Raw genomic sequence first — 26,785 nt, forward strand, 5'->3', positions numbered from 1 at the left:
AATGCCCGCTTATGCGCCTTTTGCTCTATAGACGTTGCGCGATCTGCCTGCAATTCAGAGATCGAATTGTGGGTGGATCGCGCTTCTTCTATGGAACAAAAGGTGTGAATCGGGGAATTGATCAGCGTCTGTGGCGGTGGTGGCGGCCTGTGCGACTCGTGCGGCCTGTGCGACTCGTGCGGCCTGTGGCGGCGGTCAAGGGGTGGGGTGCAGGGCCAGGGGAGCGGGGGAGCCGGACAGGTTGAGGAGGTCGTCGACGGGGGTGCGGGTGCCGAAGCGGTACGCGCGGGAGTAGGCCTCCTCGGGCAGCGCCGCGTGCAGGGCCCGCTCGGTGGCCTGGCGGGCGGGGAGCTCGCAGGCGGGCGTCGGGGCGCCGATCTCGTGGCGGATGACGTCGGCGGCGGCGAGCAGGGCGGTGGCGTGGGCCGGGTCGCCGAGGCGGCGGCGGGCCTCGGCGAGCGCCTCCAGGACGCTGGCGCTCCGCCAGCGGTCGCCGACGCGGCGGTGGATGGCGAGGCTGGCGCGCAGGCGTTCGGCGGCGGAGGCGACCGCGTCGTCGGCGAGGTCGACGCGGCCGAGCAGGTCCTGGGCCCAGCCGATGCCTTCGGGGAACGACAGCTCGGTGAACCGGTCCAGGGCGTCGACCAGGTGGCGGCGGGCGCGGGGCTGGTCGCCGCCGAAGTGGGCGACCGCGCCGAGGTGGGTGAGGGTCGAGGCGACCGACTCGTCGTCGGCGAGGTCCCGGAACGCGGTGAGGCTCGCGTCCAGCAGCGCGGCGGCCGCGGTGAGGTCGCCGGACAGCCAGGCGGTGGCGCCGGCGAGCTGGGCGGCGCGGCCCTCGCCCCAGGCGTCGCCGGCGGCGCGGTAGAGGGTCAGCGCCTCGTCGAGGTGGTGGCGGGAGCGGGGGTAGTCGGCGCGTTCGCGTTCGACGCAGCCGAGCAGGGTGAGCAGCCGCCCGCGGGCCTGCGCCTCGGGCGAGCCGGCGAGGGCCTGCGCGGCGAGGGCCTGCGCGGCGAGGGCGGCGGCGGCCGGGTAGTCGCAGTCGAGCAGCGCCAGGTTCGCGGCGGCCGAGCAGGCGGCGACCCGGAGGGGTGGAGCTGCGTCGGGGCGGCGGAGCAGGGCCGATGCCAGCCAGTCGCGGCCCTGCCGGTACACCCCGGTGAAATGCTGGAAGGGCGCGAGGGCCGTCGCGAGACGCAGGTCATCGACGCCGGGGCGGGTGGCCAGCCAGGTCATGGCGGCGCGGAGGTTGTCCTGCTCGACGGTGACGATGCGCAGGATGTCCCGCTGGCCGGGGCCGCGGATGCCGGCGGCGGCCTGCTCGGCGAGGGCGACGAAGTGGCGGGCGTGCGCGTCGCGGGCGGCGGCGGCCTCGTCGGGGAGCTCGGCGAGGCGGGCGGCCGCGTACGCCGCGACGGTCTGCAGCATCCGCCGCCGGGGGCCGCCGGCCGGGGAGCCGTCCACGGGGGAGACCAGGCAGCGCTCGGCGAGGGCGTCGAGCAGGCCCGGCCCGTGCGCGGGCAGGACCGCGGCCGCCGCGGGCGTGAAGCCGCCCTGGAACACGGCGAGCTGCCGCAGCAGGGCCTGCTTGTCCGGGGAGAGCAGCCGGTACGACCAGTCCAGCGCCGCCCGGAGCGTGCGATGGTGCTCGGGGCCGGCCGCCTTGGCGTCGGCCAGGACGCGGAACCGGTCGGCGAGCAGCCGGCGGACCTCAGGCACCGACAGCAGCGCGGCCCGGGCGGCGGCGAGCTCGACGGCGAGCGGCAGGCCGTCCAGGGCCCGGCAGATCGCGGCGGCGCCGGCCCGGTGCTCGCCGGGCAGCGGGCGGCCGGTCCGCTCGAACATCCGCGTCTCGAACAGGCGCAGCGCCGTCGCGTCGTCCAGCGGCGCGACCTCGACCACGGTCTCGTCGGGCAGGCCGAGCGCCTGCCGGCCGGTGACGAGCAGCCGCAGGGCCGGCGCCGCCGCGAGGAGGCGGGCGGCGAGCGCGGCGACCGGGTCGGTGACGTGCTCGCAGTTGTCCAGCAGGAGCAGCACGGGCGCGTCGCCGAGCGCGGCGAGGAGCGTGCCGGTCGCGCCGGCGTCGGCCCGGCGCGCCACCCCGAACGCGTCGAGCACGAACCCGGCGGCGTCATCCGGGGCGGGGGACGGGCTGGGGGACGGGCGCATCGTGGTCAGGTCGACGAACCACACCGGCGTCGTCGCGGCGGCGCCGACCGCGATCGCCAGGCGGGTCTTGCCGCTGCCCGCCGGCCCGACGAGCGTGACCAGCCGGTGGTCGGGTGAAGCGAGCAGGCGGCCCGCGGCGCGCACCTCCGCGTCCCTGCCGACCAGGCTGGTCAGCGGGGCCGGTAACGCCGCGGCGGACTCCATGCCGGCACTGTACCGGGGTGGCCCCACCCTCCGGCACCAGCCGAAACGCCCCGTTGGTGCGAGCGTGTCGCTGGTCGGCGGGGACCTTCTGGAGGTAAAGATTGCTCATGAGGATCCACGCCGCGGCGACCCGCTGACCCGCGATGGCGTTTCTGGTCGAGATGCCCGACGGCGGGTTCCTGGAGGTCGAGGAGCGCACCGACATCGCCCCCGACGACCTGTCGGTGATCGGCATCCTGGGCGCGTCGCCGCTGGAGGGCACCGGACTGATCACGTTCGGCGCGGTGATCCGGGCCGGCCTCGACGAGGACGAGCAGGACGAGTTCGCCGACTGGATCTACGACCGGGTCGTGCTCTTCGCCGAGTTGGGCGGCGAGGTCGACGGCTGGGAGCGGCTCGAGGACGGCACCTGGCGCGTCGAGTCCCGTCGATAGACACGGTCCGCGACGGCGCGGACACCGCGCGGTGCAACTTTCCGTCCCGGGGCGGGCGGTGAGGTGGACGGCACATGAACCCGGGTCACCTGCGGGGTCCGCCCGGGTTACGCTCACGTTGATGACGATCGAGGTCCAAGGCGCGGGGCGCCTCTTGCAGGTCGGCACCGCCACGGAGATCGGCCGGCGGTATCCGGCCAATTTCGACGTGCTGCACACCGCCGAGCTGCAGCGCCGGCCGGGGCTGTGCGCGGTCGTCGCCGACGGCATGGGCGCGGGCGAGGGCAGCCGCACCGCCGGCCGCACCGCCGTGGACATCTTCACGACCGCCGTGCAGGAGCACCGGGGGCCGTTCGCGCCGCCGCCGCTCTTCGCCGCGGTCGCCGACGCCCAGCGCCAGGTCCGCGCCGCCGGCAGGTCCCTGCGCGAGCTGACCGGCTGCACCCTCACCGCCCTGGTCGCCGACGCCACCGGGGCGTGGGTCACGCAGATCGGCGACTCCAGGGTGTACCGGTTGCGCGGCGGCCTCCTCGAGCTCCTCACCATCGACCACACGGAGGCGTGGCTCGGCGCGGTGCACGGCTGGTTCCCCGCCGACTCGCCGCAGGCCGAGGCCGCCCGCTACCAGTTGCACCGCTTCATCGGTCACCCGGGCCTGCCCGAGCCGGACGTCCTGAGCGTCACGATGTTCCCCGGCGACGTCTATTGCCTGTGTACCGACGGCATCGCCGAACAGGTGCCGTACCAGCGCATGGAGGCGACGCTGAGCTCCGGGGCACCCCCGGACGTGATGGCGTCCGCCCTGGTCGCGGCCTCCCTGGAGGCCGGCGGGCGCGACAACGCCACCGCCGTCGTCGTCAAGGTCTCCTGACCCACCCCGCGCCGACGGGCGCGGTGGGGTCAGATCACCAGTTCGGCGGCGGGGCGCTCGGCGGTCACGGTGAGCGCCTCGACGTGCCGGTGCGGGGCGGGGCCGTCCGCGTCAGGGGTGGCGTCCGCCTCCGCGGCGACGACCTCGAGGGCGTCCCACAGCGCGGCGAGCGCCTCGTCCGAGCCGGTGACCTCGAGGGCGGGACCGCCCCGCAGCGCGACCGTGACCGGCCCGCCGGTGCGCCGCTGGACGAAGGCGCCGTTGAGGATGCGCTGCTCGTGCACGTCGCCCGCGGCACGCAGGCGGGCGGCGAGGTCCCGCAGCGCGCCGGCCGGACCGGCCAGGTCGAACACGTCTCCCGCGACACGCAGGCGGCACGCCAGCTGATCATCCACGCCGACCAACCTAACGCATCCCGTACCCCGTGATCCGGAAGACCTCGTGCACCCCTGGGTACACGAGGTCTTCCGGATCATGAGGAAGCGGGGTCAGGCGGACGGGACCAGGGTGGAGACGTCCGCGGGGCGCAGGGCGAGGGCGAGCACGTCGGCGACGTCGGCGAGGGCGTGCACGGTCAGCTGCGACCGCACCTCCTCCGGCAGGTCGTCGAGGTCGGGCTCGTTGCGCTTCGGGATGATGACCTCGGTGAGGCCGGCCCGGTGCGCCGCCAGGAGCTTCTGCTTGACGCCGCCGATCGGCAGGACCCGGCCGGCCAGGGTGACCTCGCCGGTCATCCCGAACTCGGGCCGGACCGGCCGGCCGGTGGCCAGGGACGCGAGGGCCGTGACCATCGTGATGCCGGCGCTGGGCCCGTCCTTCGGCACCGCGCCCGCCGGGACGTGCAGGTGGATGCGGCGGCCGGCGAGCTCGTTCGGGTCGATGCCGAGGCGCCGGCCGTTGGAGCGCAGGTACGACAGTGCGATGTGCGCCGACTCCTTCATCACGTCGCCGAGCTGGCCGGTGAGGGTGAGGCCGGGCTCGCCCTCCATCGACGTCGCCTCGATGAAGAGCACGTCGCCGCCGGCGCCGGTGACGGCGAGGCCGGTCGCGACGCCGGGGACGGCGGTGCGCTCGGCCGACTCCGGCGTGAACCGGGGCCGCCCCAGGTACTTGACCACGTCGTCCACGTGCACCGGCGCGCCGTCGTAGCCGACCGCCACCTTGCGCAGGACCTTCGCCAGAGCCCGCTCCAGCTGCCGGACGCCCGCCTCGCGGGTGTGCTCGCCGGCGATCGCACCCAGAGCGAGATCGCTGATGGTGACCTCGTCGGAGGACAGGCCCGCCCGGTCGAGCTGCCGCGGCCACAGGTGGTCGCGGGCGATGGCGACCTTCTCCTGCTCGGTGTAGCCGTCCAGGGTCACCAGCTCCATGCGGTCCAGCAGCGGGCCGGGGATGGTGTCCACCACGTTGGCGGTGGCCAGGAACAGCACGTCGGACAGGTCGAGGTCGACCTCGAGGTAGTGGTCGCGGAAGGTGTGGTTCTGCGCCGGGTCGAGGACCTCGAGCAGGGCCGCGGCCGGGTCGCCGGCGTATCCGACGGCGAGCTTGTCGACCTCGTCGAGGAGCACGACCGGGTTCATCGAGCCGGCCTCCCGCAGGGCGCGGACGATCCGGCCCGGCAGCGCCCCGACGTACGTGCGGCGGTGGCCGCGGATCTCGGCCTCGTCGCGGACGCCGCCGAGGGAAACGCGGACGAACTTGCGGCCCAGCGCGCGGGCGACGGACTCGCCGAGGCTGGTCTTGCCGACCCCGGGAGGGCCGGCGAGGGCGAGGACGGCGCCGGAGCCGCGGCCGCCGACGACCTCCTTGCCCAGTGCCGCCCGGCGGTTGCGGACCGCCAGGTATTCGAGGATGCGGTCCTTCACGTCGGCGAGGCCGGCGTGGTCCGCGTCGAGGATCGCGCGGGCCTGCGCCAGGTCGGTGTTGTCCTCGGTACGGACGTCCCACGGCATCTCGAGCACGGTGTCGAGCCAGGTGCGGATCCAGCCGGCCTCCGGCGACTGGTCGCTGGCCCGTTCCAGCCGGCCGACCTCGCGCAGCGCCGCCTCGCGGACGACGTCCGGCAGGGTCGCCTCGGTGACCCGGGCCCGGTAGTCGGCCGACCCGGACGGCTCGTCCTCGCCGAGTTCCTTGCGGATCGCGGCGAGCTGCTGGCGCAGCAGGAACTCGCGCTGGGTCTTCTCCAGGCCCTCGCGGACGTCGTGGTTGATCTTCTCGTTGACCTGCTGCTCGGCGGCGTGCACGCGGGCCCACTCGACGAGCAGCTCCAGGCGGGCGGTGACGTCGGGGGCGCCGAGGAGCTGGATCTTCTGCTCCAGGGTCAGCCACGGCGCGTAGCCGGCGGAGTCGGCGAGCTCGGACAGGTCCGTCATGCGCTCGACGGTGTCGATGACCTGCCAGGCGCCGCGCTCCTGGAGCACGCCGATGACGAGGGCCTTGTACTCGCGGGCGAGCTCCTTCGCCTTGCCGGCGGGGGCGGGCTCGTCGAGCAGGGTGGCCTCGACCCACAGCGCCGCGCCGGGGCCGGGGACGCCGGCGCCGATGCGGGCCCGGGACAGGCCGCGGACGACCGCCGCGGGCTCGCCGCTGGGCAGCCGGCCGACCTTCTCCAGGACGGCGACGACACCGAACGAGCCGTACGCGCCGTCGACGCGCGGCACCGCGAGGACCCGTTTGTCGCCGGCGGATCGCGCGGCGTCGACGGCCGCCTGGGTGGTGGCGTCGAGCGTCACGGGGATGACCATGCCGGGGAGCAGGACGTCGTCGGTCAGGGGAAGAACCGGGAGAGTAGCCATGTCAGACACCTGCCATCACTGTGGGGTTGAGCGTGTCAGGCTTAAGTTACAAAGCGTTCCCTCTGTTCCCTGAAAGGTCCCGTGTGTGACCCAGGACACCGTAGTCGGGGAGGTCGAAGGCGGTCGCGGTCCGCGTCGCGAGGTGCTTGAACAGGTGCTTCACCGGCGGCAGGTAGCGGATGGTGCGGAAGAAGCGGTCCCGCTGGGCGATCTTGCGCTCGGTGGACGGGACGAGGAAGTCGGCGCCGCCGGACGCCTGCTTCTGGCAGGTGGCGACGTAGGGTCGCAGGCGCCGCTCGTACGCCGCGAAGGCCTGCTCGTAGGGCAGTGTCGCCAGCTCGCCGGCGAGCACGTGGGCGCCGACGACCGCGAGGCCGGTGCCGTTGCCGCCGGGGCCGCCCGCGTAGCCGGCGTCGCCGAGCAGCGCCACCCGGCCGTGTGACCAGCGGTCCATCCGGATCTGCGCGGTGCCGTCGAACCAGAAGTCGGGCGCGGTGCGCATGGCCTCGAGCAGGCGCGGCACCCGCCAGCCGGCGCCCTGCATCGCGTCCGCGACGAGGCGCCGCTGCTGGTCGACGTCGCGGCTGCGGGCCGGCGCCTGGTCCAGGGTGAAGAACAGCGAGATGACGGCCTTGTCGGGGGTGACGCCCGCGATCGTGACCGTCAGGCGCGGCTCGTTGTACATGAGCGCCGCGCGGTCCAGGCCGAACTCGTTGGGCATCGTGAAGATGCAGCCGTAGACGCCGAGGGTGTGCTGCGGCACCGGGCCGAAGACCAGCTCGCGGACCTTGGAGTTCACCCCGTCGGCGCCGACGACCAGGTCGAACCGCCGCGGCGCGCCGCGCTCGAAGGTGACGTCGACGCCGTCCGCGTCCTGCGTGATCGAGGCGATCGAGTCGCCGAAGACGTACTCGACGTCGTCGCGGGTGGCGGTGTACAGCGTCTCGCCGAGATCGCCGCGCAGCACCTCCAGGTCGCCGCTGAAGATCGCGGACGGCATCGCCGCCTTCACCGTGCCGGCGCCGTCGACGATCGCGATGTCGCCCATGTGCGTGGCCTTCGCCCGCAGGGCGTCGAGGAGGCCCATCCGCCGCAGGACCTCGAGGTGGACGCGGCCGCGGAAGTCGACGGCGTAGCCGCCGCCGCGCAGCGAGGGGGCGCGCTCCACGACCGTGACCCGGTGGCCGGTGCGGTGCAACCACAGGGCGAGGGACGGGCCGGCGACGCTCGCACCGGAGATGAGGATGTCCATGGCTCGGAAATATACATTCGTCTTATACGCTTGTATAGACCCTAGGATCTGGACCATGGGACATCGCGAGGACCTCCTCGACGGCGCCGTGCGCTGCATCTACGAGAAGGGCTACGGGCGGACCACGGCCCGTGACATCGTCGCCGCGTCCGGCACCAACCTCGGCTCGATCGGCTACCACTACGGCTCCACCGAGGCGCTGCTCAACGCCGCCCTCGAGAAGGCCCTCGAGGACTGGGGCAGGCAGCTGGCCACGGCGCTGCTGGCCACCGACGCCGAAGGGCTGCACGGCCTGGAGCGCTTCGAGGCGTACTGGAACAGCGTCATCGCCTCGCTCGGCGCGCACCGGCCGGCGTTCATGGCCTCGTTCGACGCGTTCGTGCAGATGGAGCACGCGCCGGCGATCCGGGCGATGATCTCCGAGGGCATGCGGGACGCCCGCGGCATGTGGGCGTCGGTGTTCCACGGGGTCGACGCCGCGGCCGAGCCGCAGAAGGCGTTCCAGCTCGGCTCGTTCTACCAGGCCCTGATCAGCGGCGTGCTGACCCAGTGGCTGATCGACCCGGCCAACGCCCCCTCCGGCCACGACCTCGCCGAGGCGCTCCGGATGGTCGCCACCTCACTGTGACCGCCCGCTTTGTCGGGTACTGCTCATCTCCCGCCCGTCCGTACCGATAGAGCGGTCGAAACGCTGACAGGGCTGAGCAAAGGGGTACCTCCGGTGGCATCGTTCGCCTCGCTCAAGGTCCGCCACAACATCGTCATCGCCGTGGCCGTCGCCGGGCTCGTGGCCGCCGCGGTCGGCGGGATCGGCCTGTACAAGATCTCGGCGGTCGCGAAGAGCGCCGACGCGATGTACACCCGGGCGCTGCTCCCCGCCGCCGACGCCGCCGACCTGCGCGAGGCGGTCTGGCAGTTCCGGTTCTTCGGCGTCGTGTCGACCACGGTCACCGACCCCGCCGCCCGCACCAGGTTCGCCGGCGAGCGCGACGCCGCCGCGGCGAGGATCGCGTCGTCGTCGGCGACGTTCGCCGGCCGCGACCTCGACACCGCGCAGCGGGCCGCGATCGACCGGTTCGCCACGGCCTGGGGCCAGTACACGGACATCCTCGAGCAGGGCCAGGGCCTGATCGCGGCCGGCCGGGCCGCCGAGGGGCAGGCGCTGCTCATCCAGCAGGGCACGCCGAAGGCGGAGGACGCGGTCAAGGACCTCGTCGCGGTGGCCGAGGCCTCCCGCTCGGCCGCGCAGGCCCGGCTCGCCGACGCCAACGAGGCCCGCGACCAGGCCCGGATCCTGGTCGCCGTGGTCCTCGTCGGCGGCCTGATCCTCGCGGTCGTCGTCGGGCTCCTGCTGGCGCAGGCGATCCTCCGGCCGCTGCTGCAGGTCCGCGACGTGCTGACCGCCGTCGGCGAGGGCGACCTGACGAAGGAGGCGCAGTTCACCGCCGACAACGAGCTGGGCCAGATGGCGGCCGCGCTGGGCCGCGCGACGGGCCGGATGCGCACCGCCGTGGGCGCGCTCGCCGACAGCAGCACCAGGCTCGCCTCCCGCGCCGACGACCTGCAGCGGGCCAGCCGCGGCCTCGCCGACGGCGCCGAGCGGACCGCGGGCGAGGTGTCGAAGATCAGCGGCTCGTCGCACGAGGTCTCCAGCAGCGTGCAGGCCGTCGCCTCCGGCGCGGAGGAGATGAACGCCTCCATCCGGGAGATCGCCGTCAGTACGTCGGAAGCCGCGTCCGTCGCCGGCCAGGCGGTCGACGCGTCCGCCGCCGCGGAGCAGATCATGATCCGGCTCGGCTCCTCCTCGGCGGAGATCGGCGACGTCATCAAGGTCATCACGTCGATCGCCGAGCAGACCAACCTCCTGGCCCTCAACGCCACCATCGAGGCCGCCCGCGCGGGTGAGGCCGGCAAGGGCTTCGCGGTCGTCGCCGGCGAGGTCAAGGACCTGGCGCAGGAGACCGCGAAGGCCACCGAGGAGATCGGCCAGCGCGTCCGGGCCATCCAGACCGACACCACCGGCGCCGTCGAGTCCATCTCGGAGATCGCCCGGGTCATCGGCCGCATCAACGAGTACCAGACGACGATCGCCTCCGCCGTCGAGGAGCAGAGCGCGGTCACCACCAGCATGGCCACCGACCTGAGCGTCGCCGCGAGCGGCGCGGACCGCATCAACGGCGGCATCGGCGAGGTCGTGCAGGCCGCCGACAACACCATGCACGGCGCGCAGGCGACCCGCGCCGCCGCGGCCGAGCTGACCACGATGTCCGAGGAGCTGCGCGCGATCGTGGGCGGCTTCAGACACTGACCGGCAGGTTCCCGCCGGGACTGCGCGCGGCGGTCCCCGGCGGGCAGGCCGTCCGACGTAGGCTCGTCAGCGTGCCGAGCCGGAACAGGACCACGACAGCTGCCACCGCACCCACGGACGCCGCCGCAGCGGTGAACGCCACGCCGGTCAAGAAGGCCGCGCCTCGGAAGGCGACCGCGCCTCGGAAGGTCGCCGCCAAGGCGACCGCGGCGACGGCGACCACCACGGAAGCGCCGCCGGCGAAGAAGGCCGCGGCGAAGAAGGGGGCGGTCAAGAAGGCCGTGCAGGCGGTCGAGGCCGTTGCCGAGGCGGCGGCGCCCGCGGGGCCGGACCTCGAGCAGACGCGCCGCGCGCGGCGGATCCTCAAGCTGCTCACCGCCCGGTATCCGGACCCGGTGCTGGAGCTGGACTTCGAGTCGCCGCTGCAGCTGCTCGTCGCCGCCGTCCTCGCCGCGCAGACGCTCGACGAGCGGGTCAACCTCGTCACCCCGGTGCTGTTCGCCAAGTACCCGACCGCAGCCGACCTCGCCGCCGCCGACCCGGCCGAGATGGAGGTGATCCTCCAGCCCGTCGGGTACTTCCGGAAGAAGACGCAGATCGTCATGAAGCTCGCGGCGACGCTGGTCGAGCGGCACGACGGCGAGGTGCCGACGACCCTCGACGAGCTGATCGAGCTGCCGTGGGTGGGCCGCAAGACGGCCAACATGGTGCTGGGCAACGCGTTCGGCACGCCGGCGATCTCCGTCGACACGCACGTCAGCCGGGTCGCGCACCGGCTCGCGTGGGGGCCGGAGAAGGACGTGGAGCAGACCGAGACCGACGTCGCGGCGCTGTTCGAGCAGAAGGACTGGGTGCCGGTCAACCTGCTGCTGATCCTGCACGGGCGGCGCACCTGCCACTCCCGCAAGCCCGCGTGCGGCGCCTGCCCGCTCGCCGAGGAGTGCCCGTCAGCCGGGCTCGCCGGCAAGGGCGAGCTCGACCCGGAGAAGGCCAGGGCGCTGCTGAAGTGACCGCCGCGGAAGGGCCGGACGCCGTCGGAGCCGCCACCGGTGGCAGACTGCCGCAATGCGATTCGCCGACTTCGACGTCCTGCTGCGGCAGGCGTTGCGGCGCTACGCGGCCCTCGAACGCGACGGTGACGTCGCCGTCTTCGACCACTGGCGGGCCACCGAGGCCGACCTGGTCCGGGTCCAGCGGCGGCTGGGCGTGCGGCTGCCGGAGCAGTACCGCGGCTTCCTGCTGCGGTACGGCGCCGGCCGCTTCCTCTTCGTCGAGCTCCTCCCCGCCGACGAGGGCCGCCGCTGGGTGGAGACGCTGCTCGGCGCCAACGAGCCCGTCGCCGAGCACGGTTCCGGGTTCGTCGCGGTCGCCCCGGTCGGCACCGGCGACTACTGGGGGTTCGTCGTCCGCGACGGCATCTGCGATGACGCGGTCAGCTTCCGGTACCACGAGGACGGCGCCGTCGAGCCGGCCGCCGACGATTTCCTCGAGTTCGTCGCGGCGGAAGGCCTGCGCGTCGGGCGCTGACCGGCGCCGCGCGCCGGGCGGTGAGCGCCGGACGTCGCGGTGGCGGCGCCCGGGCGGGGTGCGGCCGTGACCGAGCCGTTCGGCATCGGCGCCGAGGTGTGGCCGGGGCTGGCGAAGGTCACCGAGGAGGCCGGCGAGCTGCTGCAGGTGGTCGGCAAGCTGGTGGCCACCGGCGGCCGCCCGGACCACTACGACGGCACGGACCTGCGCGACCGCCTGATCGAGGAGTGCGGTGACCTCCTCGCCGCGATCGGCTACCTCACCGCCGCCAACGGCATCGAGGACGCCGTCGCCGAGCGCGCGGCCCGCAAGCGTCAGACGTTCGAAGGCTGGCACCGGCGGGAGGCCGAGCGGCGGGCGATCGTCAAGCCCCCCGGCCCTCACGATCGCCCGCCACCCGGTCAGACCTCCGCGGCGGGTTCGGAGCACCCCGAGACGGGGGCGCCCGACCTATGAAGACCCCCGGGACGCAAAGTGGGTTGCGTCACCGTCCGGGATCGGCGCAGCATTGGCACATGTCGACGCGCGCCCTCCGGCTCAACGAGCTGATGCGGGAGCGACCCGGGCTGCTCCAGGCGTACAAGAGCCGCTAACGCAACGCGGGCTGCCGAGTCTCGCGATGCGCGGACTCGATGACCTCACCGCGGGTCTCGCCGAGCCATACGACCGCGTTCACCGGCGTGCCCACCCGGCTCAGCATCCCGGTCTCGTCGGTCCACGCGACCAGCGGCAGCGGCTGCGCGTGCTCGGTCTCCCAGCCGATGACCCGGCCGGCCTGGATGTCCTCGTCGGCGGCCGTGGCCAGCCACAACGTCTGCGTCTGCGGAATGATCGTCATGCTGTCAGTGATTCCCCGGCAACGGAAGGTGCAACCACGCCATGTCAGAGTTCGAAGCCCTGCTCGAGGAGGGTGCCGCCGTCCCCGTCGAGGGCTGGGACTTCTCCTGGTTCGAAGGCCGGGCCACCGAGGAGCGGCCGCCCTGGGGCTACGCGGAGCTGCTCGCGGACCGCTACCGCACCGCCGGCAGCGCCCTGGACGTGCAGACCGGCGGCGGCGAGGTCGTCGCCTGGGCGCTGCACAGAGCCAGCCAGAGGGCCGGGCGGGCCCCCTCGCCGCTGGCGGCGACCGAGTCCTGGGAGCCGAACGTCGAGCTCGCCACGCGGGCGCTCGCCCCGTTCGGCGGCATCGTCGCGCACGTCGCCGACGACGACCCGCTGCCGTTCGGCGACGCCACGTTCGACCTCGTCAGCGCCAGGCACCCGGTCGTCGCGGTCTGGCCGGAGATCGCCAGGGTCCTGTGCCCCGGCGGCACCTACCTCGCCCAGCACGTCGGCGTCGGCTCCGCCCACGAGGTCACCGAGGCGATGCTCGGCCCGACCCCGGTCGGCCAGGGCCGCCACCCGGACACCGCGGCCGTCGACGCGCGCGCCGCCGGCCTCGAGGTGCGCGACCTGCGCGAGGTGAAGTTGCGGATGGAGTTCCTCGACGTCGCCGCCGTCGCGGTGTTCCTCCGGAAGGTGATCTGGATCGTGCCGGGCTTCACCGTGGCGGCGTACCACGACCAGCTGCGCGCCCTGCACGAGCGGATCCAGTCGGACGGCCCGTTCGTCGCCCACTCCACCCGCTACCTCATCGAGTGCTGCAAGCCACATCGGAACGACAGTGGGTGAACGGTCGTTGGGGGGCGGGGATAGTTTGTGTGGAGAAGCACACCCGCCGCTGCCGCAGGAGAAACTCTGATGAGTGAGCCCGTGAACGTAACCGTGACCGGTGCCGCCGGCCAGATCGGCTACGCGCTGCTGTTCCGCATCGCGTCCGGTCAGCTGCTCGGCGCCGACACCCGCGTCAAGCTGCGCCTGCTGGAGATCCCGCAGGCCGCCCGCGCCGCCGAGGGCACCGCGCTGGAGCTGCAGGACGGCGCGTTCCCGCTGCTGGCCGGCGTGGACGTGTTCGACGACCCGAAGCAGGCGTTCTCCGGCGCCAACGTCGCCCTGCTCGTCGGTGCCCGGCCCCGCACGAAGGGCATGGAGCGCGGCGACCTCCTCGAGGCCAACGGCGGCATCTTCAAGCCGCAGGGCGAGGCGATCAACGCCGGTGCCGCCGAGGACATCCGGGTCCTGGTCGTCGGCAACCCCGCCAACACCAACGCCCTCATCGCCCAGCGCAACGCGCCGGACGTGCCCGCGGAGCGGTTCACCGCGATGACCCGCCTGGACCACAACCGGGCCGTGGCGCAGCTGTCGCAGAAGCTGAGCGTGCCGGTGTCGGAGATCCGCAAGGTCACGATCTGGGGCAACCACTCCGCGACGCAGTTCCCGGACATCCTGCACGCCGAGGTCTCGGGCCGGAACGCGGCCGAGGCCGTCGGTGACCAGCAGTGGTACGCCGACGAGTTCATCCCGCGGGTGGCCAAGCGCGGCGCCGAGATCATCGAGGTGCGCGGGGCGTCGTCGGCGGCGTCGGCCGCGTCGGCCGCGATCGACCACGTGTACGACTGGGTGAACGGCACCGCCGAGGGTGACTGGACGTCGGTGGCGCTGCCGTCCGACGGCTCCTACGGCGTGCCGGAGGGCCTGATCTCGTCGTTCCCGGTCGTCTCGCGGGGCGGCAAGTGGGAGATCGTGCAGGGTCTGGAGATCGACGACTTCTCCCGGGCCCGGATCGACGCGTCGGTCGCCGAGCTGGCCGAGGAGCGCACCGCGGTGGAGCGCCTGGGCCTGATCTGAGCCCCGTAGGTAGTGTGCCGGCCCGCCCACCCCGCACGGTGAGCGGGCCAGCGGTCTCAGTGGGGCGTGCGGCCGAGCTCGTGCCAGCTCGACTCGGACAGCTCCACCTCGTAGTGCTTCGCCGCCACCGTCAGGTTGGCGAAGGCGAGGTCGCGGTCCTTGTCGTTGACGCCGCGGACCTGGTCGAACCGCGCGACCGCGTTGCGGACGTGCTTGGCGTCCGTGAGCGGCAGTTTGCGCTGCTCAGGGAACGCGTAGACGCTGTCGGGCAGGCGCTCGCGGGTCTCCTCGGACAGGGTGCCGTGTGCCTCGAAGGGTCTCCAGGTCGTGTCCATGCCGTACTCGTTCCCTGGCGGCGCGGTTCCGACACACCGACCCGGCATATCTCGGCCGCTCGTTCGCCGTCGGCTGCGCGGGGCGGTACCGTCTGGTCCGAAGACGAGGTCGAAGGAGATCACGAGTGAAGGTGGATGCCGACGCGCGGCAGCGGCTGAGTGCGTTCCTGGCGGCGCACGAGGAAGCGATCGTGCGGCACTGGACGGAGATCGCCACCCGCACCTCGCGTGGCCGGCTCACCAGCGCCGAGCTGACTCTGCAGGTGCGGGACGTGCTCGGCGCGCTGCGGGCGATTCTCGGCCAGGACGCCGACGGCGATGTCGCGGGTGCCGACAGCGGCGAGTCGCGGGCCGCTCTGGCGGAGCTGTCCCGGACGTGGGCCCGGCAGGGCTTCTCGCCGAGCGAGACGGCGAGCCTCGTCTTCGCGGTCAAGGAGGTCGTGCTCAACCTGGGCGAGGCCGGCGAGGCCGGCGCGGGTGAGCTGGCGACGACCGACTTCCTCGTGCTGTCGCTGCTCGTCGACGACATGGGCCTGTTCACCTTCGAGACCTACACGAAGGTCCGGGAGTCGGTGATCGCCGACCAGACCGAGCAGTTGCTGGAGCTCTCCACGCCGGTCGTGAAGCTGTGGGACGGCGTCGTCGCGGTGCCGCTGGTCGGCACGCTCGACTCGGCCCGCGCCCAGGTGGTCATGGAAAAGCTGCTGCAGACCCTGGTCGACACCGGATCCGGCTACGCGATCGTCGACATCACCGGCGTGCCGGCGGTCGACACGCAGGTCGCGCAGCACATCCTGAAGACGGTCGTCGCGGCGCGGCTGATGGGCGCGGAGTGCATCATCTCCGGCATCCGGCCCCAGATCGCGCAGACCGTGGTGGCCCTGGGCATCGAGTTCGGCGACATCGTGACCAAGTCCAACCTCGCCGACGCGCTGCTGCACGCACTGCGGGCCAGCGGCGTCGAGGTGGTCCGCCGGGCGAGCCGCGACAAGGTGCTGTGATGGACCGCGTCCCCGTCCTGAAGATCGGCGAGATCCTGCTGGTCTCGATCCAGATCGACCTCGACGACCAGACCGCCCTGCAGCTGCAGGAGGACCTGTCGGACCGGATCGTGGAGACCGGCGCGCACGGCGTGGTGATCGACATCTCGGCCCTGGAGATCGTCGACTCGTTCATCGGCCGGATGCTGTCGACGATCGCGGCGGTGTCGCGGGTCCTGGACGCCGAGACGGTCGTGGTCGGCATGCGCCCGGCGGTCGCGATCACCCTGGTCGAGCTGGGCCTGTCGCTCAGGGGCGTCCGCACCGCGCTCAACGTCGACAAGGCCCTGGAGATCCTCGCCGAGGCCAAGCAGGTCCGCGGCGTGGGTGTGCTGGGCTACCGCGGCTCCGACGACGTGCCGGTATGACCCAGGAGCAGGAGGAGCAGCGCCTGCAGATCGCCGACGACAAGGACGTGGTGCGGGTGCGCCAGGCGGTCCGGGTGATGGCGATCGCCGCGAAGCTGCCGCTCGTCGACCAGACGAAGCTGGTCACGGCGGCGAGCGAGCTGGCGCGCAACACGCTCATCCACGGCGGCGGCGGGCACGCCGTGGTCGGCCAGGTGCACAACGGGCGGCGGGCCGGCGTCCGCGCCGAGTTCGTCGACGCCGGGCCGGGCATCGCCGACCTGGGCCTCGCCTTCACCGACGGCTACACGACCGGCAGCGGCCTGGGGCTCGGGCTCAGCGGCTCGCGCCGCCTGGTCGACGAGTTCGACATCGTCACCGCCGCCGGGGAGGGCACCCGGATCACGGTGACCAAGTGGGCCCGGTGATGCGGCCCGCGGAGGTCCCCAGCCAGGTCCCCCTGGTCGAGGAGCTCGGCTGGATCCCGGTCGACGAGGCGGGCGCGGCGGGGGTCGCCCGGCGCGTCGCCGTCGACCTGGCCCGCCGGCTCGGCTTCAGCGACGAGCGCACCGGCGAGGTGGCGATCGTCGCCGCCGAGCTGGCGAGCAACCTGCACCGGCACGCCGACGTGGGCTCGCTGTCGGTGCGGTGCCTGCGCAGCGGTGACACGGGCGGCGTGGAGCTGGTGGCCGTCGACAGCGGTCCGGGCATGGCGGATCTGGTCTTCAGCGGCTCCGACGGTACGAGCACCGCCGGCACCCTCGGGATCGGGCTGGGCGCGGTGCGCCGGCTGTCGAGCCATTCGGGCGGCTACTCGCTGCCGGGCCGGGGCACCGTCCTGGCCGCGCAGCTGTGGCCCGACCGCCGCGACGTCGGGGTGCCGGTCGTCGCCGGCCTGACCCGGCCGATCACGGGTGAGTCGGTGTGCGGCGACCGCTGGGCGGCGCTGGTGCGCGGCGGCGCGCTGCTCGTGCTCGTCGCCGACGGTCTCGGGCACGGCGCCCTCGCCGCGACGGCCGCGAACGCCGCCGTCGACGCGTTCCTCGGCGGTGACCTGGACGCGCCGGCGGCGATCGTGGAGCGCCTGCACCGGCTCGTCTCGCACACCCGCGGCGCGGCCGTGTCGGTGGCCCGCGTCGAGGCCGGCGCCGAGGGTGGCACGGTCCGCTTCGCCGGCCTGGGCAACGTGGCGGGTGTGGTCGCCTCGCCCAACGGGGAGCGCCGCGGCATGGTCAGCATGCCCGGCATCGTCGGGCACCAGTCGCGGGGCGTCCGCGAGTTCACCTACGACCTGCCGCCGGAGGCGGTGGTGGTCCTGCACTCCGACGGCGTGTCGGACCGCTGGACCCTGCGTGACTACCCGGGCCTGAGCCGCCAGGACCCGCTGCTCATCGCCGGCACCCTGCTGCGCGACGCCGGCGTGCGCCGCGACGACGCCTGCGTGGCCGTGGTGCGGCCATGAGCGAGTCCCCGGCCCCGGTGCCGGAGCCGCTGCTGCGCATGACGCTGCGCGAGGATCAGGACGTGTTCGTGGTGCGCCAGCGTGGCCGGGAGGTCGCCGCCGCCCTCGGCATGGAGCATCAGGACCAGGTCAGGGTCGCGACCGCGCTCAGCGAGATCGGCCGGCACGCGATCGGCGCCATGGTGACGTTCACCGCCGAGGTTTCCGGACGGCTCCGTCTGGTCATCGTTGTAGAAGCGGACGGCATCGGGATCAGTCCGCCCGAAGGCACGGCGGCTGCGGGGCGGTTGATGGACGAGGTGCACGTGGAACGGGACCGGATCAGCCTGATGCGCAGGCTGCCCGCCCAGGTCGGCCAGGAGCGGCTGGCCGCGGCGCGGGAGGAGCTGGCCGCCAGCCGGCCCACCACCGCGCTGGACGAGCTCAGTGTCCAGAACCGGCAGCTCGTGAGCGCCCTGGAGGAGGTCCAGGCGCACCGCGACGAGCTGCTCACCCTCAACGCGGAGCTGGAGGAGACCAACCGCGGGGTGATGGCGCTCTACACGCAGCTGTCCGAGGAGCTGGAGCAGACCAACCAGGGTGTCGTCGCCCTGTACGCGGAGCTGGACGAGCGCTCCGCGCAGCTGCGGGAGGCCAACGAGGCGAAGAGCCGGTTCCTGGCCAACGTGTCGCACGAGCTGCGCGCGCCGGTGACCGCCATCATCGGCCTGACGCGGCTGCTGCTCGACCCCCGCTCCGAGCCGCTCACCGCCGACCAGACGCACCAGCTGGACCTCGTCCAGGGCTCCGCCGCGGACCTGCTCGCGCGCGTCAACGACCTGCTGGACCTGGCGAAGGCCGAGTCCAACCGGATCGAGCCCAACTGGGCGCCGGTCGACCTGAGCGCGGTCTTCGGCCAGCTGCGCGGGACCCTGCGCCCCCTCGCCAAGCCGGGCGTGCGGTTCGAGGTCGCCGACCCGGCCGAGCCCGTGGAGCTGGTCACCGACGAGGTGCTGCTCACCCAGATCCTGCGCAACCTGCTCACCAACGCGCTGAAGTTCACCGACGCGGGCAGCGTCGCGATGGGCGCGCTCGTGCGCGACGGCCGGCTGCACATCGCGGTCGCCGACACGGGCATCGGCATCCCGTTCGCCGAGCAGCGCCGCGTCTTCGAGGAGTTCCACCAGGTGCGGGGCGCCCATCAGGCGGGCGGGACCGGCCTCGGGCTGCCCTACGCGCGGCGCCTGGCGACCCTGCTCGGCGGCGGGCTCAGCATGGTCAGCGAGCCGGGGGAGGGCAGCACGTTCACCCTCGACCTGCCGCTGCGCCCCGCGCCGGAGGACGACCAGGACCTGCCGCACGTGCGGGCGGTGCTCGTCGTCGACGACGAGGCGGCCGCCCGGCAGGCGCTGCGCGAGCACCTGACCGGCATCGCCGAGCACGTGCACGAGGCCGCCGACGCCCGTTCGGCGCTCGCGATCGCGATGCGGGAGCGGCCGTCGCTGATCTTCCTGGACCTGCGGATGCCGGGCGGTGACGGCGGCGAGCTGATCGCCGCGCTGGCCGGCGTGCCGGAGCTCAGCGGTGTACCGGTCGTGGTGGTGACCGGCGCCGACGTGGGACACGTCCCGGGCGCCGCCGCGGTCCTGGGCAAGTCCGCGCTGACCCGCCGGATGATCGCCGACGTCGTCGCCCGGGTCACCACGTGACCGGGCCGGAGCGCAGCGGAGGAGCCGGTCACCATGGGCGCAGTACCGGGTCGCGGCGACGCCGGAGCGTAGCGGAGGCGGCGGCGTGACCGGCGAGGCTGCCGCCGACATCCTGGTTGTCGACGACAGCCCTTCCAAGCGGTACGTCATCACCAGCTGGCTGCGCCGCGACGGGCACCGGGTCACCGAGGCCGCCACCGGCACGGAGGCGCTGCACCTGCTGCACACCGAGGGCCTGCACGCGGAGCTGGTGGTGCTCGACGTACGGCTGCCGGACATCGACGGGTTCGAGGTCGCGGAGCGGATCAAGGAGGACCCGCGGACCACCGCCGTCCCCGTGATCCACATCTCGGCGACCGCCGTCCACGTGGTGGACCGCACCCAGGGCCTCAACCGGGGCGCGGACGCGTACCTGGCCGAGCCGATCGACCCGGACGAGCTGCTCGCCACCGTGCGGGCGAAGCTGCGCGAGTACCGGGCCCGCCGCCGCGCCGAGCGTCTCGCCGGCCGGCTGACGCGGCTGGTGGACACCACGACCGAGTTCAACGCCGCGACCAGCCTCACGGACCTGCTGCTGGCCGCCGCGACCGGCGCCGCCCGGGTGTTCGACGGGCCCGCCGCGGTCGCCGCCTCCTCGGAGGAGTCCGGGCCGATCGCGGTGCAGGTCGACGCCGTCGGCGGCGACCCGGTGCTGCGCCCGGCGATGCGCGACCAGTTCGAGCTCGACCCGCTCGACGGCCAGGCCGGCATCGTGCTGTTCCCGCTGGAGGACGGCCCGTGGTGGCGGGGCGCGGTGTGGCGGGTCGTCGCGCGGGCCAAGCGGGGCCGGGAGCCGGTGCACGTCGCCGTGCCCGCGGAGGGGTTCAGCGAGGACGACGCCGACCTGCTGCGCCAGTTCGGCCAGGCGGTGGCCCTCGCGGTCGAGGCGCTGCGCAGCTACGACGAGGAGCGGCGCACCGCGCTGACGCTGCAGCAGAGCATGCTGCCCCGGCGGCTGCCCGCGGTGCCGGGCGTGCAGCTCGCGGTGCGGTACCAGCCGGCCAGCGAGCACGCGTCGGTCGGCGGCGACTTCTACGAGATCCTTCAGGTGGACGGCCGGCTCGTCGCGGCGATCGGCGACGTCGCCGGGCACTCGCTGCGGGCCGCCACGATCATGGCGGAGGTCCGGCACGCGCTGCGCGCCTACCTGGTGGAGGACTCGTCGCCGGGGCCGAGCATGGAGCGGCTCAACCGGATGATGCTGCGGCTGCTGCCGGAGGAGATCGCGACGATGTGCCTGCTCAGCATGGATCCGGCCAGCGGGGAGGTGCGGCTCACCAACGCCGGGCACCCGCCGCCGCTGCGGGTCCGGGACGGGCGGGTCAGCCTCGTCGAGGGGCGGGTGGCGCTGCTGGGCGTGCCGACCTCGCACGAGGACGAGATCCGGCTGACGCTGGCGCCGGGGGAGACCCTGATCCTGGTGACCGACGGGCTGATCGAGGTCCGCGGGCACACCTTCAACGAGGGGCTCGACGCGCTGTGCCGCGCCGTCGGCGAGGTCGAGGACGACCTGGAGCAGTTCTGCGACCGGCTGCTGAGCGCCCTGAGCGCGGGGACCAGGGACGACGACGTGGCCCTCCTGGTGATCCGCAGGGTGGATTTCGGCTGAACCGGTTGCGTGGTGCCCACCGACCGAACACGCTGCGTGAAACGAATGGGGGGCAACATCATGGCGGTCTGTGAGACCTGCGGCAACGACTACCACATGAGCTTCGAGGTCCGGACGGTCGGCGGCGGCGTGCACGTCTTCGACTCCTTCGAGTGCGCGATCCACCGGCTGGCGCCGGTCTGCGAGCACTGCGGCACGAAGATCGTCGGCCACGGCGCCGAGGTGTCCGGCAGCTTCTACTGCAGCGCGCACTGCGCCCGCACCGCCGACCAGGCGCTCGGCCTGGAGATCCGGGACACGGTGGGGGCGTACCCCGGGTGAGCCTTGCCGGTGCCCTGCATGATTGGCTCTTGGAGCAGCAGGGCATTGGTTGAGGCACACGTCGCGGAGGAGCAGCTGTGGTGGTCCTGGGTATCGACATCGGCGGTTCGGGCATCAAGGGAGCGCCGGTCGACCTGGCAACCGGCGAGTTCACCGCCGACCGGCACCGCATCGAGACCCCGCAGCCGGCGGACATCGCCGCCGTCGTCGACACGGTCGCGGCGGTCGTCGCGCAGTTCCCGCCGGCGAGCAGCGTCGGGATCACGTTTCCCGCCGTCGTGCAGCACGGGGTGACGAAGACCGCCGCGAACGTCGACGCGTCGTGGGTCGACGCGCCGGCGGAGCAGCTGTTCAGCGACAGGTTGGGGCGGCCGGTGACGGTCCTCAACGACGCGGACGCGGCCGGGGTGGCCGAGATCGAGTACGGCGCCGGCAAGGGCGTCGACGGCCTGGTCGTGATGGTCACCCTCGGCACCGGCATCGGCAGCGCCCTGTTCATCGACGGGAAGCTGGTGCCCAACACCGAGTTCGGCCACCTGCAGATGAGCGGGCTGCACCTGCACGGCGGCGACGCCGAGGACTACGCCTCGGACCGCATCCGCGAGGTCGAGGGCCTCGGCTGGCAGGACTGGGCCGAGCGGGTCCAGGTCTACCTGCGCCACCTGCACGCGCTGCTGTGGCCGGACCTGATCATCATCGGCGGCGGCGTGAGCAAGAAGACGGACAAGTGGCTGCACCACGTCTCGGTGCCCACGAAGGTCGTCCCGGCGACCCTGCAGAACAACGCCGGCATCGTCGGCGCGGCGCTCCTGGCATCCAGACGGGCGCACTGAGCGCACGCGCGTGCGCTGATAGGGCACGATGGGTCGCATGGGGGACATGCCCGCGCCGTTGCGTGCCGAGGACCCGGCGACCGTCGGGTCCTACCGGCTGCTCGGCGTGCTCGGCGTCGGCGGCATGGGCACCGTCTACCTCGCCGCCGGCCCCGGCGACCGCCGGGTCGCGCTGAAGGTCGTCAACCCCGTCTGGCACGGCGACCCGCAGTTCCTGCAGCGGTTCGCGGCCGAGGCCGCCGCCGCGTCGCGGGTCGCCGGGTTCTGCACCGCGCGGGTCCTCGACGTGGCCCTGGACGGCCCGGTGCCGCACCTGGTGACCGAGTACGTGTCCGGGCCGTCCCTGCACGACTACGCGACCGTCAACGGGCCGCTCGGCGGTCAGGTCGAGGCGGTCGCGGTCGGGGTGGCCGCGGCGCTGACCGCGATCCACGCCGTCGGGCTCGTGCACGCCGACCTGAGCCCGCGCAACGTGCTGCTGTCACCGTTCGGCCCGAAGGTCATCGACTTCGGCGTCGCCCGCCCGCACGGCCACGACGGGCCCGTCGGGCAGCTGTTCGGCACGCCGGGGTGGCTGGCGCCCGAGCAGGAGCGCGGCGCCCCGCCCAGCCAGGCCTCCGACGTGTACGCGTGGGGCGTCCTCGTCGCGTGGGCGGGCACGGGCGTGATGCCGGCGGGTGCCGTCCCGGACGGGCTGGCGCCCGGCATCGCCGAGATCGTGGCCCGGGCGCTGCGGCCCGACCCGGCGGCCCGGCCGACGGCCCGCCAGCTGCTGCTCGCGCTGGTCGGCGACGACGACCCGGCGGCGGTGCACGTGACGTCGCCGCGCGCCGACCCCAGGACCCGGCCCACGGCCCATCCCACGGCCGGCCCCACCGCAAGGGTCCGCGGCGCCGCGCCGCCCCGGCCGCCGACGGGCCGGTTCGCGCCCGGCGCGGCGCCGGTCATCCCGGTGTCGCCGACCGCGGTGCATGCGATGCCCGTCTCGCCGGTGCCCGTCAGCCCGACGATGCTCGACCCCGCCTTCGGTGCTCCGGTGTCGTCCCAGTATGCGGACCCCGGTCGCGGGCACCCGCCGCTGCCGCCGGTGCCTCCGCCGCCCCGCCGCCCGCCGCGCCGCACCGGCAGGGCGGTGGCCGCCGTCGTCGCGGTGCTGATCGTGCTCGGCTGCCTGTGGGGCGTGTTCGACCTCGCCGGCTCGATCGGCTCGGGCAAGGGCGGCGACGCGAACGCGGGCCCCAGCACCGCCGCGCCGGCGAGCAAGGCGCCGTCGAAGAAGCCGAGCCCGGTCGGCACCGACGGCGGCGTCCGCTTCACCGTCACCGGCTTCGAGTGCGGCGTGAAACGCATCGGCGAGTGGCCGATCGTCAAGGACGCCGTGGGCGAGTTCTGCCTGGTCGAGGTGCGGGTCGAGAACCTCGGCACCGGCAGCACCCGCATCTATCAGGGCTCGCAGCGGCTGCGCGACACCGACGGCAACGACCACAAGGCCGACGACTGGTCGTGGCTCTACAACGCCGAAACCCGACCGCTTTACGGGGAAATCAGAGCCGGCAAACCGGTCACCGGCACGCTCGTCTTCGACGTGCCCAAGGGGCTCCGGTTCGACGTCCTGGTGGTCAAGCAGCAACCGCTCAGCGACGGCACCGTCATCCACCTCCCCGGTCGGTAGAGCGCTTTCAGGAGCGTGCCCGCGCGTCACCGCGACGGCGGGCGCGTCGGCGTGCTGTGAGCAAACACCACCGTCCGACGCGTTGGCAAGCTTTTCCCAGGCGTTACGTTTCGTTACCACCGTGTTATTGACACCACAGTCCGCAATCGGATTTAGTGTGCCGGAACCGGTTGCGGAACCGGTTCCAGAAAACGCTCTCTTGCCAGAAAGCGCTCTCACAGAGAGGATCGCGGCGTGCCGATCACCATCGCCGATGTTGCCTCACGGGCCGGGGTCAGCAAGACCACCGTCTCGCGGGTGCTCAACGGCAAAGGCGAGGTCGACGAGTCGACCGCGGCACGGGTGCGGAGGGTCATCGACGAGCTGGGTTACACGCCCAGCGCGCGGGCGGTCAACCTCGCCCGGGGCCACACCAGGGTCATCGGGATGTTGGTGCCTTCGCTGATCTGGCCGTGGATGGGCGAGATCGTGCAGGGAGCTGTTGACGTCGTCGAAGCGGAGGGTTACGGGTTGCTGCTCTTCACGTGCAACCGTGGCGCCGAGTCGATGCGCCAGTTCTCGGCGCAGGTCTCCGGCAAGGCCTTCGACGGCCTGCTGGCGATCGAGCCGGAGGGCACCCTGGACTACCTCGCCGACCTGTATGCCGGCGGCCTGCCGGTGGTGCTCATCGACGACCGCGGCGACAAGCCGCTCATGCCGTCGGTGGGGACCACCAACCGGGCCGGCGGGGCCCTGGCCGCCCGGCATCTGGTCGAGATCGGCCGGCGGCGCCCCCTCGTCATCACCGGATCCGAGAAGTTCGGCTGCACACAGGACCGGCTCGGTGGCTTCGCGGACGTGTTCGCGGCCGCCGGTCACCCGGTCGACCCGCGTTTCGTGATGGAGGGCGACTTCACCTACGACTGCGGCTCCCAGGCGATCCGGCGGGCGCTGGGCCTGGGGCTGGAGTTCGACTCGGTCTTCGCCCACAACGACCTGTCCGCGGCGGGCGCCCTCCAGGGGCTGCGCCAAGCGGGCCGCGCGGTGCCGGAGGATGTCGCCCTCGTGGGCTTCGACGACATCGTCCACGCCGCGCACACCGAGCCACCACTCACGACCATCCGCCAGCCGATGCGGCAGATGGGCGAGATGGCGGCCCGGCGGCTCATCGCACACTTCGACGGCACGCCGTTGACGAGTGAGCCCAACATCCTGTCCACCACGCTCGTCGTGCGGTCCTCGACCTTGCCGGCGTAGCCCGAGCGCTCCACCGCACCATCCCCGCACCAACCCGCACCAACCCGCACCACCAGCACCACCCGGCACGACGCACCACCGATACCGCACCAAAGGGCGGGACCTGCCGCAAGAAGGCCCCGTCGTCATACCCCGAATGCCCGCCCCACCTGTCGATCCAGGTACGTAAGGAGACACCCCCGTGCATACCAGACGCTCCGTTGTGCTCGGCCTCGCCGGGTTGCTCGCCACCGGCGCTCTCGCTGCGTGTGGCGACTCGCCGAACGCCGACAACGCGAAGAAGGGCCCGACGGTCCTCAACGTCGGCATGCCGAACGGCCCGCAGACCGAGAACCAGAACCCGTTCCTCAGCACGTCCGCGGCGTCCAAGTCGGGCTACCGCTGGGCGCTCTACGAGCCGCTGATGATGTGGAACCCGGTCAAGCCGGCCGACCCGATGAAGCCGTGGCTCGCCACCAAGGCGGAGTGGTCGAAGGACTACACCTCGGTCAAGGCCACCATCCGTGACAACGCCACCTGGTCCGACGGCCAGAAGGTCACCGCCGAGGACGTCGCGTTCACGTACAAGATGCTGCGTGACAACGAGGCGCTCAACACCGGTGGTCTCACCATCTCCGACGCCTCGGCCAGCGGCGCGGACGTGACCATCACGTTCAAGAACCCGCAGTTCGTCAGCCAGCACAAGGCCATCGCCCAGGTCCCGATCGTCCCCAAGCACATCTGGGAGAAGGTCTCGGACCCGAAGGCGGAGCTCGCCAAGAACCCGATCGGCTCCGGCCCGTACACGCTGAAGTCGTTCACCCCGCAGACCGCCACGCTGACGGTCCGCGACAAGGGCTACTGGCAGGCGCTGCCGCAGGTCAAGGAGCTGCGGTACACCTCCTACACCGACAACAACGCGCAGACCACCGCGCTCGCCAACGGTGAGTCGGAGTGGAGCTTCGTCTTCATCCCCAATGTGAAGACGGTCTTCATCGACAAGGACGCCGCGCACCACAAGATCTGGGCCCCGCCGGTCCTCGGCATCCACGGCCTGTACATCAACACCACCAAGGCGCCGTTCGACGACAAGAACCTGCGCGTGGCCATGAGCATGGTCATCGACCGTGACGACATCTTCAACACGGCCGAGGCCGGCTACTTCCACCCGCTGGTGAAGAGCGTGACCGGTCTGCCCAGCCCCGCCGGCGACGCGTTCCTCGCGCCGGAGTTCAAGGGCAAGGACTACAAGATCGACATCGAGGGTGCCAAGGCGCTCCTCACCGCCAACGGCTACAAGTACGAGGGCACCACGCTGAAGGACAAGACGGGCAAGGCCGTCACCCTGACGCTGACCGACCCGGCCGGGTGGTCGGACTACCAGACCTCGCTGGAGATCGTGAAGGCCAACCTTCAGAAGATCGGCATCGAGGCCACGGTCGAGAAGGCCAACCAGGACGCGTGGTTCAAGAACGTCGAGGCCGGTCAGTTCGACGCGGGCTTCCGGTGGACCAACGGCGGTAACACGCCGTACGACATCTACCAGACGATCATGGACGGCGACCTGCTCAAGCCGATCGGCACCGCCAGCCCCGCCGGTAACTTCGGGCGCTTCAACAACCCCGAGGCCACCAAGGCGCTGCGCGACTACCAGTCGGCGACCGAGGACTCGGTCCGTGTCGACGCGATGAACAAGCTCCAGAAGATCTTCGTCGAGCACATGCCGATGATCCCCGTCGGCGCCGACAATGTCGGTGGGGCCTACTCCACGAAGCAGTGGACCGGCTGGCCGGACGACGCCAACCCCTACGGCGCCGCCCAGCCCACCCAGGCGAACGCGCTCGACGTGATCCTGCACCTCAAGCCGGCCTCCTGACCGGTCGCTAGTGACGGGGGGGCCCCGGGTTGGCCCCCCGGGCCCCCCCGGGGGGCCCCCC

The 26,785-nt window shown here is 72.9% G+C and carries 26 protein-coding genes; 20 read left to right on the forward strand and 6 right to left on the reverse strand.

What is annotated here, in order from left to right; genetic code table 11:
* Positions 1 to 195 precede the first annotated feature (195 nt).
* Positions 196 to 2,373, reverse strand: a complete 2,178-nt coding sequence (locus AB0J72_RS34980) for a hypothetical protein (protein WP_363406284.1) — start codon at positions 2,371 to 2,373, stop codon at positions 196 to 198.
* Between the two features lie 143 nt (positions 2,374 to 2,516).
* Between AB0J72_RS34980 and AB0J72_RS34985 the strand changes: the two genes are divergently transcribed.
* Both AB0J72_RS34985 and AB0J72_RS34990 read left to right on the forward strand, forming a co-directional pair.
* Positions 2,517 to 2,807 (forward strand): hypothetical protein, encoded by a 291-nt coding sequence (locus AB0J72_RS34985; protein ID WP_344499104.1) that lies wholly within the window; start codon positions 2,517 to 2,519, stop codon positions 2,805 to 2,807.
* 121 nt (positions 2,808 to 2,928) lie between these two features.
* Positions 2,929 to 3,678 (forward strand): protein phosphatase 2C domain-containing protein, encoded by a 750-nt coding sequence (locus AB0J72_RS34990; RefSeq protein ID WP_363406287.1) that lies wholly within the window; start codon positions 2,929 to 2,931, stop codon positions 3,676 to 3,678.
* Between the two features lie 29 nt (positions 3,679 to 3,707).
* On the opposite strand, the gene AB0J72_RS34995 is transcribed toward AB0J72_RS34990, so the two are convergent.
* From AB0J72_RS34995 to AB0J72_RS35005, 3 genes are all read right to left on the reverse strand, one after another.
* Positions 3,708 to 4,073 carry a hypothetical protein gene (locus AB0J72_RS34995; RefSeq protein WP_363406290.1) on the reverse strand — a complete coding sequence of 122 codons (366 nt, stop codon included), beginning with the start codon at positions 4,071 to 4,073 and terminating at the stop codon, positions 3,708 to 3,710.
* 93 nt (positions 4,074 to 4,166) lie between these two features.
* Complete coding sequence (gene lon, locus AB0J72_RS35000) at positions 4,167 to 6,473, reverse strand: endopeptidase La (protein WP_363406293.1); 2,307 nt, start codon at positions 6,471 to 6,473, stop codon at positions 4,167 to 4,169.
* A 46-nt stretch (positions 6,474 to 6,519) separates the two neighbouring features.
* Positions 6,520 to 7,725 (reverse strand): FAD-dependent monooxygenase, encoded by a 1,206-nt coding sequence (locus AB0J72_RS35005; RefSeq protein WP_363406296.1) that lies wholly within the window; start codon positions 7,723 to 7,725, stop codon positions 6,520 to 6,522.
* Between the two features lie 55 nt (positions 7,726 to 7,780).
* Here AB0J72_RS35005 and AB0J72_RS35010 point away from each other — a divergent pair, with 55 nt between their 5' ends.
* The 5 genes from AB0J72_RS35010 (at position 7,781) to AB0J72_RS35030 (ending at position 12,016) form a co-directional block, all read left to right on the forward strand.
* Positions 7,781 to 8,353, forward strand: a complete 573-nt coding sequence (locus AB0J72_RS35010) for a TetR/AcrR family transcriptional regulator (protein ID WP_363406299.1) — start codon at positions 7,781 to 7,783, stop codon at positions 8,351 to 8,353.
* 93 nt (positions 8,354 to 8,446) lie between these two features.
* Positions 8,447 to 10,033: a methyl-accepting chemotaxis protein gene (locus tag AB0J72_RS35015; protein WP_363406302.1), complete on the forward strand. Its 1,587-nt coding sequence runs from the start codon at positions 8,447 to 8,449 to the stop codon at positions 10,031 to 10,033.
* A gap of 71 nt (positions 10,034 to 10,104) precedes the next feature.
* On the forward strand, positions 10,105 to 11,043 hold the full coding sequence (gene nth / locus AB0J72_RS35020) for an endonuclease III (protein ID WP_363406304.1): 939 nt from the start codon (positions 10,105 to 10,107) through the stop codon (positions 11,041 to 11,043).
* A 55-nt stretch (positions 11,044 to 11,098) separates the two neighbouring features.
* Positions 11,099 to 11,560, forward strand: coding sequence for an SMI1/KNR4 family protein (locus AB0J72_RS35025; protein ID WP_363406307.1), 462 nt, complete (start codon positions 11,099 to 11,101; stop codon positions 11,558 to 11,560).
* Between the two features lie 66 nt (positions 11,561 to 11,626).
* Entirely contained in the window at positions 11,627 to 12,016 is a 390-nt protein-coding gene (locus AB0J72_RS35030; RefSeq protein ID WP_363406309.1) for a hypothetical protein, read from the forward strand.
* A gap of 133 nt (positions 12,017 to 12,149) precedes the next feature.
* On the opposite strand, the gene AB0J72_RS35035 is transcribed toward AB0J72_RS35030, so the two are convergent.
* Entirely contained in the window at positions 12,150 to 12,398 is a 249-nt protein-coding gene (locus tag AB0J72_RS35035) for a hypothetical protein (RefSeq protein ID WP_363406312.1), read from the reverse strand.
* A gap of 41 nt (positions 12,399 to 12,439) precedes the next feature.
* Between AB0J72_RS35035 and AB0J72_RS35040 the strand changes: the two genes are divergently transcribed.
* Together AB0J72_RS35040 and AB0J72_RS35045 are read left to right on the forward strand one after the other, a co-directional pair.
* A complete protein-coding gene (locus AB0J72_RS35040; RefSeq protein WP_363406315.1) occupies positions 12,440 to 13,231 on the forward strand; it encodes a methyltransferase domain-containing protein in 792 nt (263 codons plus the stop codon).
* Between the two features lie 69 nt (positions 13,232 to 13,300).
* Entirely contained in the window at positions 13,301 to 14,287 is a 987-nt protein-coding gene (locus tag AB0J72_RS35045) for a malate dehydrogenase (protein ID WP_363406317.1), read from the forward strand.
* 56 nt (positions 14,288 to 14,343) lie between these two features.
* Here AB0J72_RS35045 and AB0J72_RS35050 read toward each other — a convergent pair whose 3' ends face one another.
* Positions 14,344 to 14,622 carry a DUF6582 domain-containing protein gene (locus AB0J72_RS35050; protein ID WP_363406320.1) on the reverse strand — a complete coding sequence of 93 codons (279 nt, stop codon included), beginning with the start codon at positions 14,620 to 14,622 and terminating at the stop codon, positions 14,344 to 14,346.
* A 167-nt stretch (positions 14,623 to 14,789) separates the two neighbouring features.
* Here AB0J72_RS35050 and AB0J72_RS35055 point away from each other — a divergent pair, with 167 nt between their 5' ends.
* From AB0J72_RS35055 to AB0J72_RS35105, 11 genes are all read left to right on the forward strand, one after another.
* On the forward strand, positions 14,790 to 15,623 hold the full coding sequence (locus AB0J72_RS35055) for an STAS domain-containing protein (RefSeq protein WP_363406369.1): 834 nt from the start codon (positions 14,790 to 14,792) through the stop codon (positions 15,621 to 15,623).
* Positions 15,623 to 16,030 carry an STAS domain-containing protein gene (locus AB0J72_RS35060; RefSeq protein ID WP_363406323.1) on the forward strand — a complete coding sequence of 136 codons (408 nt, stop codon included), beginning with the start codon at positions 15,623 to 15,625 and terminating at the stop codon, positions 16,028 to 16,030. Before AB0J72_RS35055 ends, AB0J72_RS35060 begins: the two co-directional genes overlap by 1 nt.
* Positions 16,027 to 16,437, forward strand: a complete 411-nt coding sequence (locus AB0J72_RS35065; RefSeq protein WP_363406326.1) for an ATP-binding protein — start codon at positions 16,027 to 16,029, stop codon at positions 16,435 to 16,437. The genes AB0J72_RS35060 and AB0J72_RS35065 overlap by 4 nt, the downstream gene beginning before the upstream one ends.
* Positions 16,425 to 17,471 carry a SpoIIE family protein phosphatase gene (locus AB0J72_RS35070; RefSeq protein WP_363406329.1) on the forward strand — a complete coding sequence of 349 codons (1,047 nt, stop codon included), beginning with the start codon at positions 16,425 to 16,427 and terminating at the stop codon, positions 17,469 to 17,471. Before AB0J72_RS35065 ends, AB0J72_RS35070 begins: the two co-directional genes overlap by 13 nt.
* On the forward strand, positions 17,468 to 19,159 hold the full coding sequence (locus AB0J72_RS35075) for an ATP-binding protein (RefSeq protein WP_363406332.1): 1,692 nt from the start codon (positions 17,468 to 17,470) through the stop codon (positions 19,157 to 19,159). The genes AB0J72_RS35070 and AB0J72_RS35075 overlap by 4 nt, the downstream gene beginning before the upstream one ends.
* Before the next feature lie 85 nt (positions 19,160 to 19,244).
* Entirely contained in the window at positions 19,245 to 20,807 is a 1,563-nt protein-coding gene (locus AB0J72_RS35080; RefSeq protein WP_363406335.1) for a fused response regulator/phosphatase, read from the forward strand.
* A 60-nt stretch (positions 20,808 to 20,867) separates the two neighbouring features.
* A complete protein-coding gene (locus tag AB0J72_RS35085) occupies positions 20,868 to 21,128 on the forward strand; it encodes a Prokaryotic metallothionein (RefSeq protein WP_363406338.1) in 261 nt (86 codons plus the stop codon).
* 77 nt (positions 21,129 to 21,205) lie between these two features.
* Complete coding sequence (gene ppgK / locus AB0J72_RS35090; protein WP_363406341.1) at positions 21,206 to 21,961, forward strand: polyphosphate--glucose phosphotransferase; 756 nt, start codon at positions 21,206 to 21,208, stop codon at positions 21,959 to 21,961.
* Between the two features lie 37 nt (positions 21,962 to 21,998).
* Positions 21,999 to 23,633, forward strand: a complete 1,635-nt coding sequence (locus AB0J72_RS35095) for a protein kinase (RefSeq protein WP_363406344.1) — start codon at positions 21,999 to 22,001, stop codon at positions 23,631 to 23,633.
* A 234-nt stretch (positions 23,634 to 23,867) separates the two neighbouring features.
* On the forward strand, positions 23,868 to 24,869 hold the full coding sequence (locus AB0J72_RS35100; protein ID WP_363406347.1) for a LacI family DNA-binding transcriptional regulator: 1,002 nt from the start codon (positions 23,868 to 23,870) through the stop codon (positions 24,867 to 24,869).
* A gap of 181 nt (positions 24,870 to 25,050) precedes the next feature.
* Positions 25,051 to 26,724: an ABC transporter substrate-binding protein gene (locus AB0J72_RS35105; RefSeq protein WP_363406350.1), complete on the forward strand. Its 1,674-nt coding sequence runs from the start codon at positions 25,051 to 25,053 to the stop codon at positions 26,722 to 26,724.
* The last annotated feature ends 61 nt before the right edge of the window (positions 26,725 to 26,785 follow it).

Origin of the sequence: Dactylosporangium sp. NPDC049742 (genome assembly GCF_040674675.1) — a bacterium.
Taxonomy (GTDB): Bacteria; Actinomycetota; Actinomycetes; order Mycobacteriales; family Micromonosporaceae; genus Dactylosporangium; species Dactylosporangium maewongense.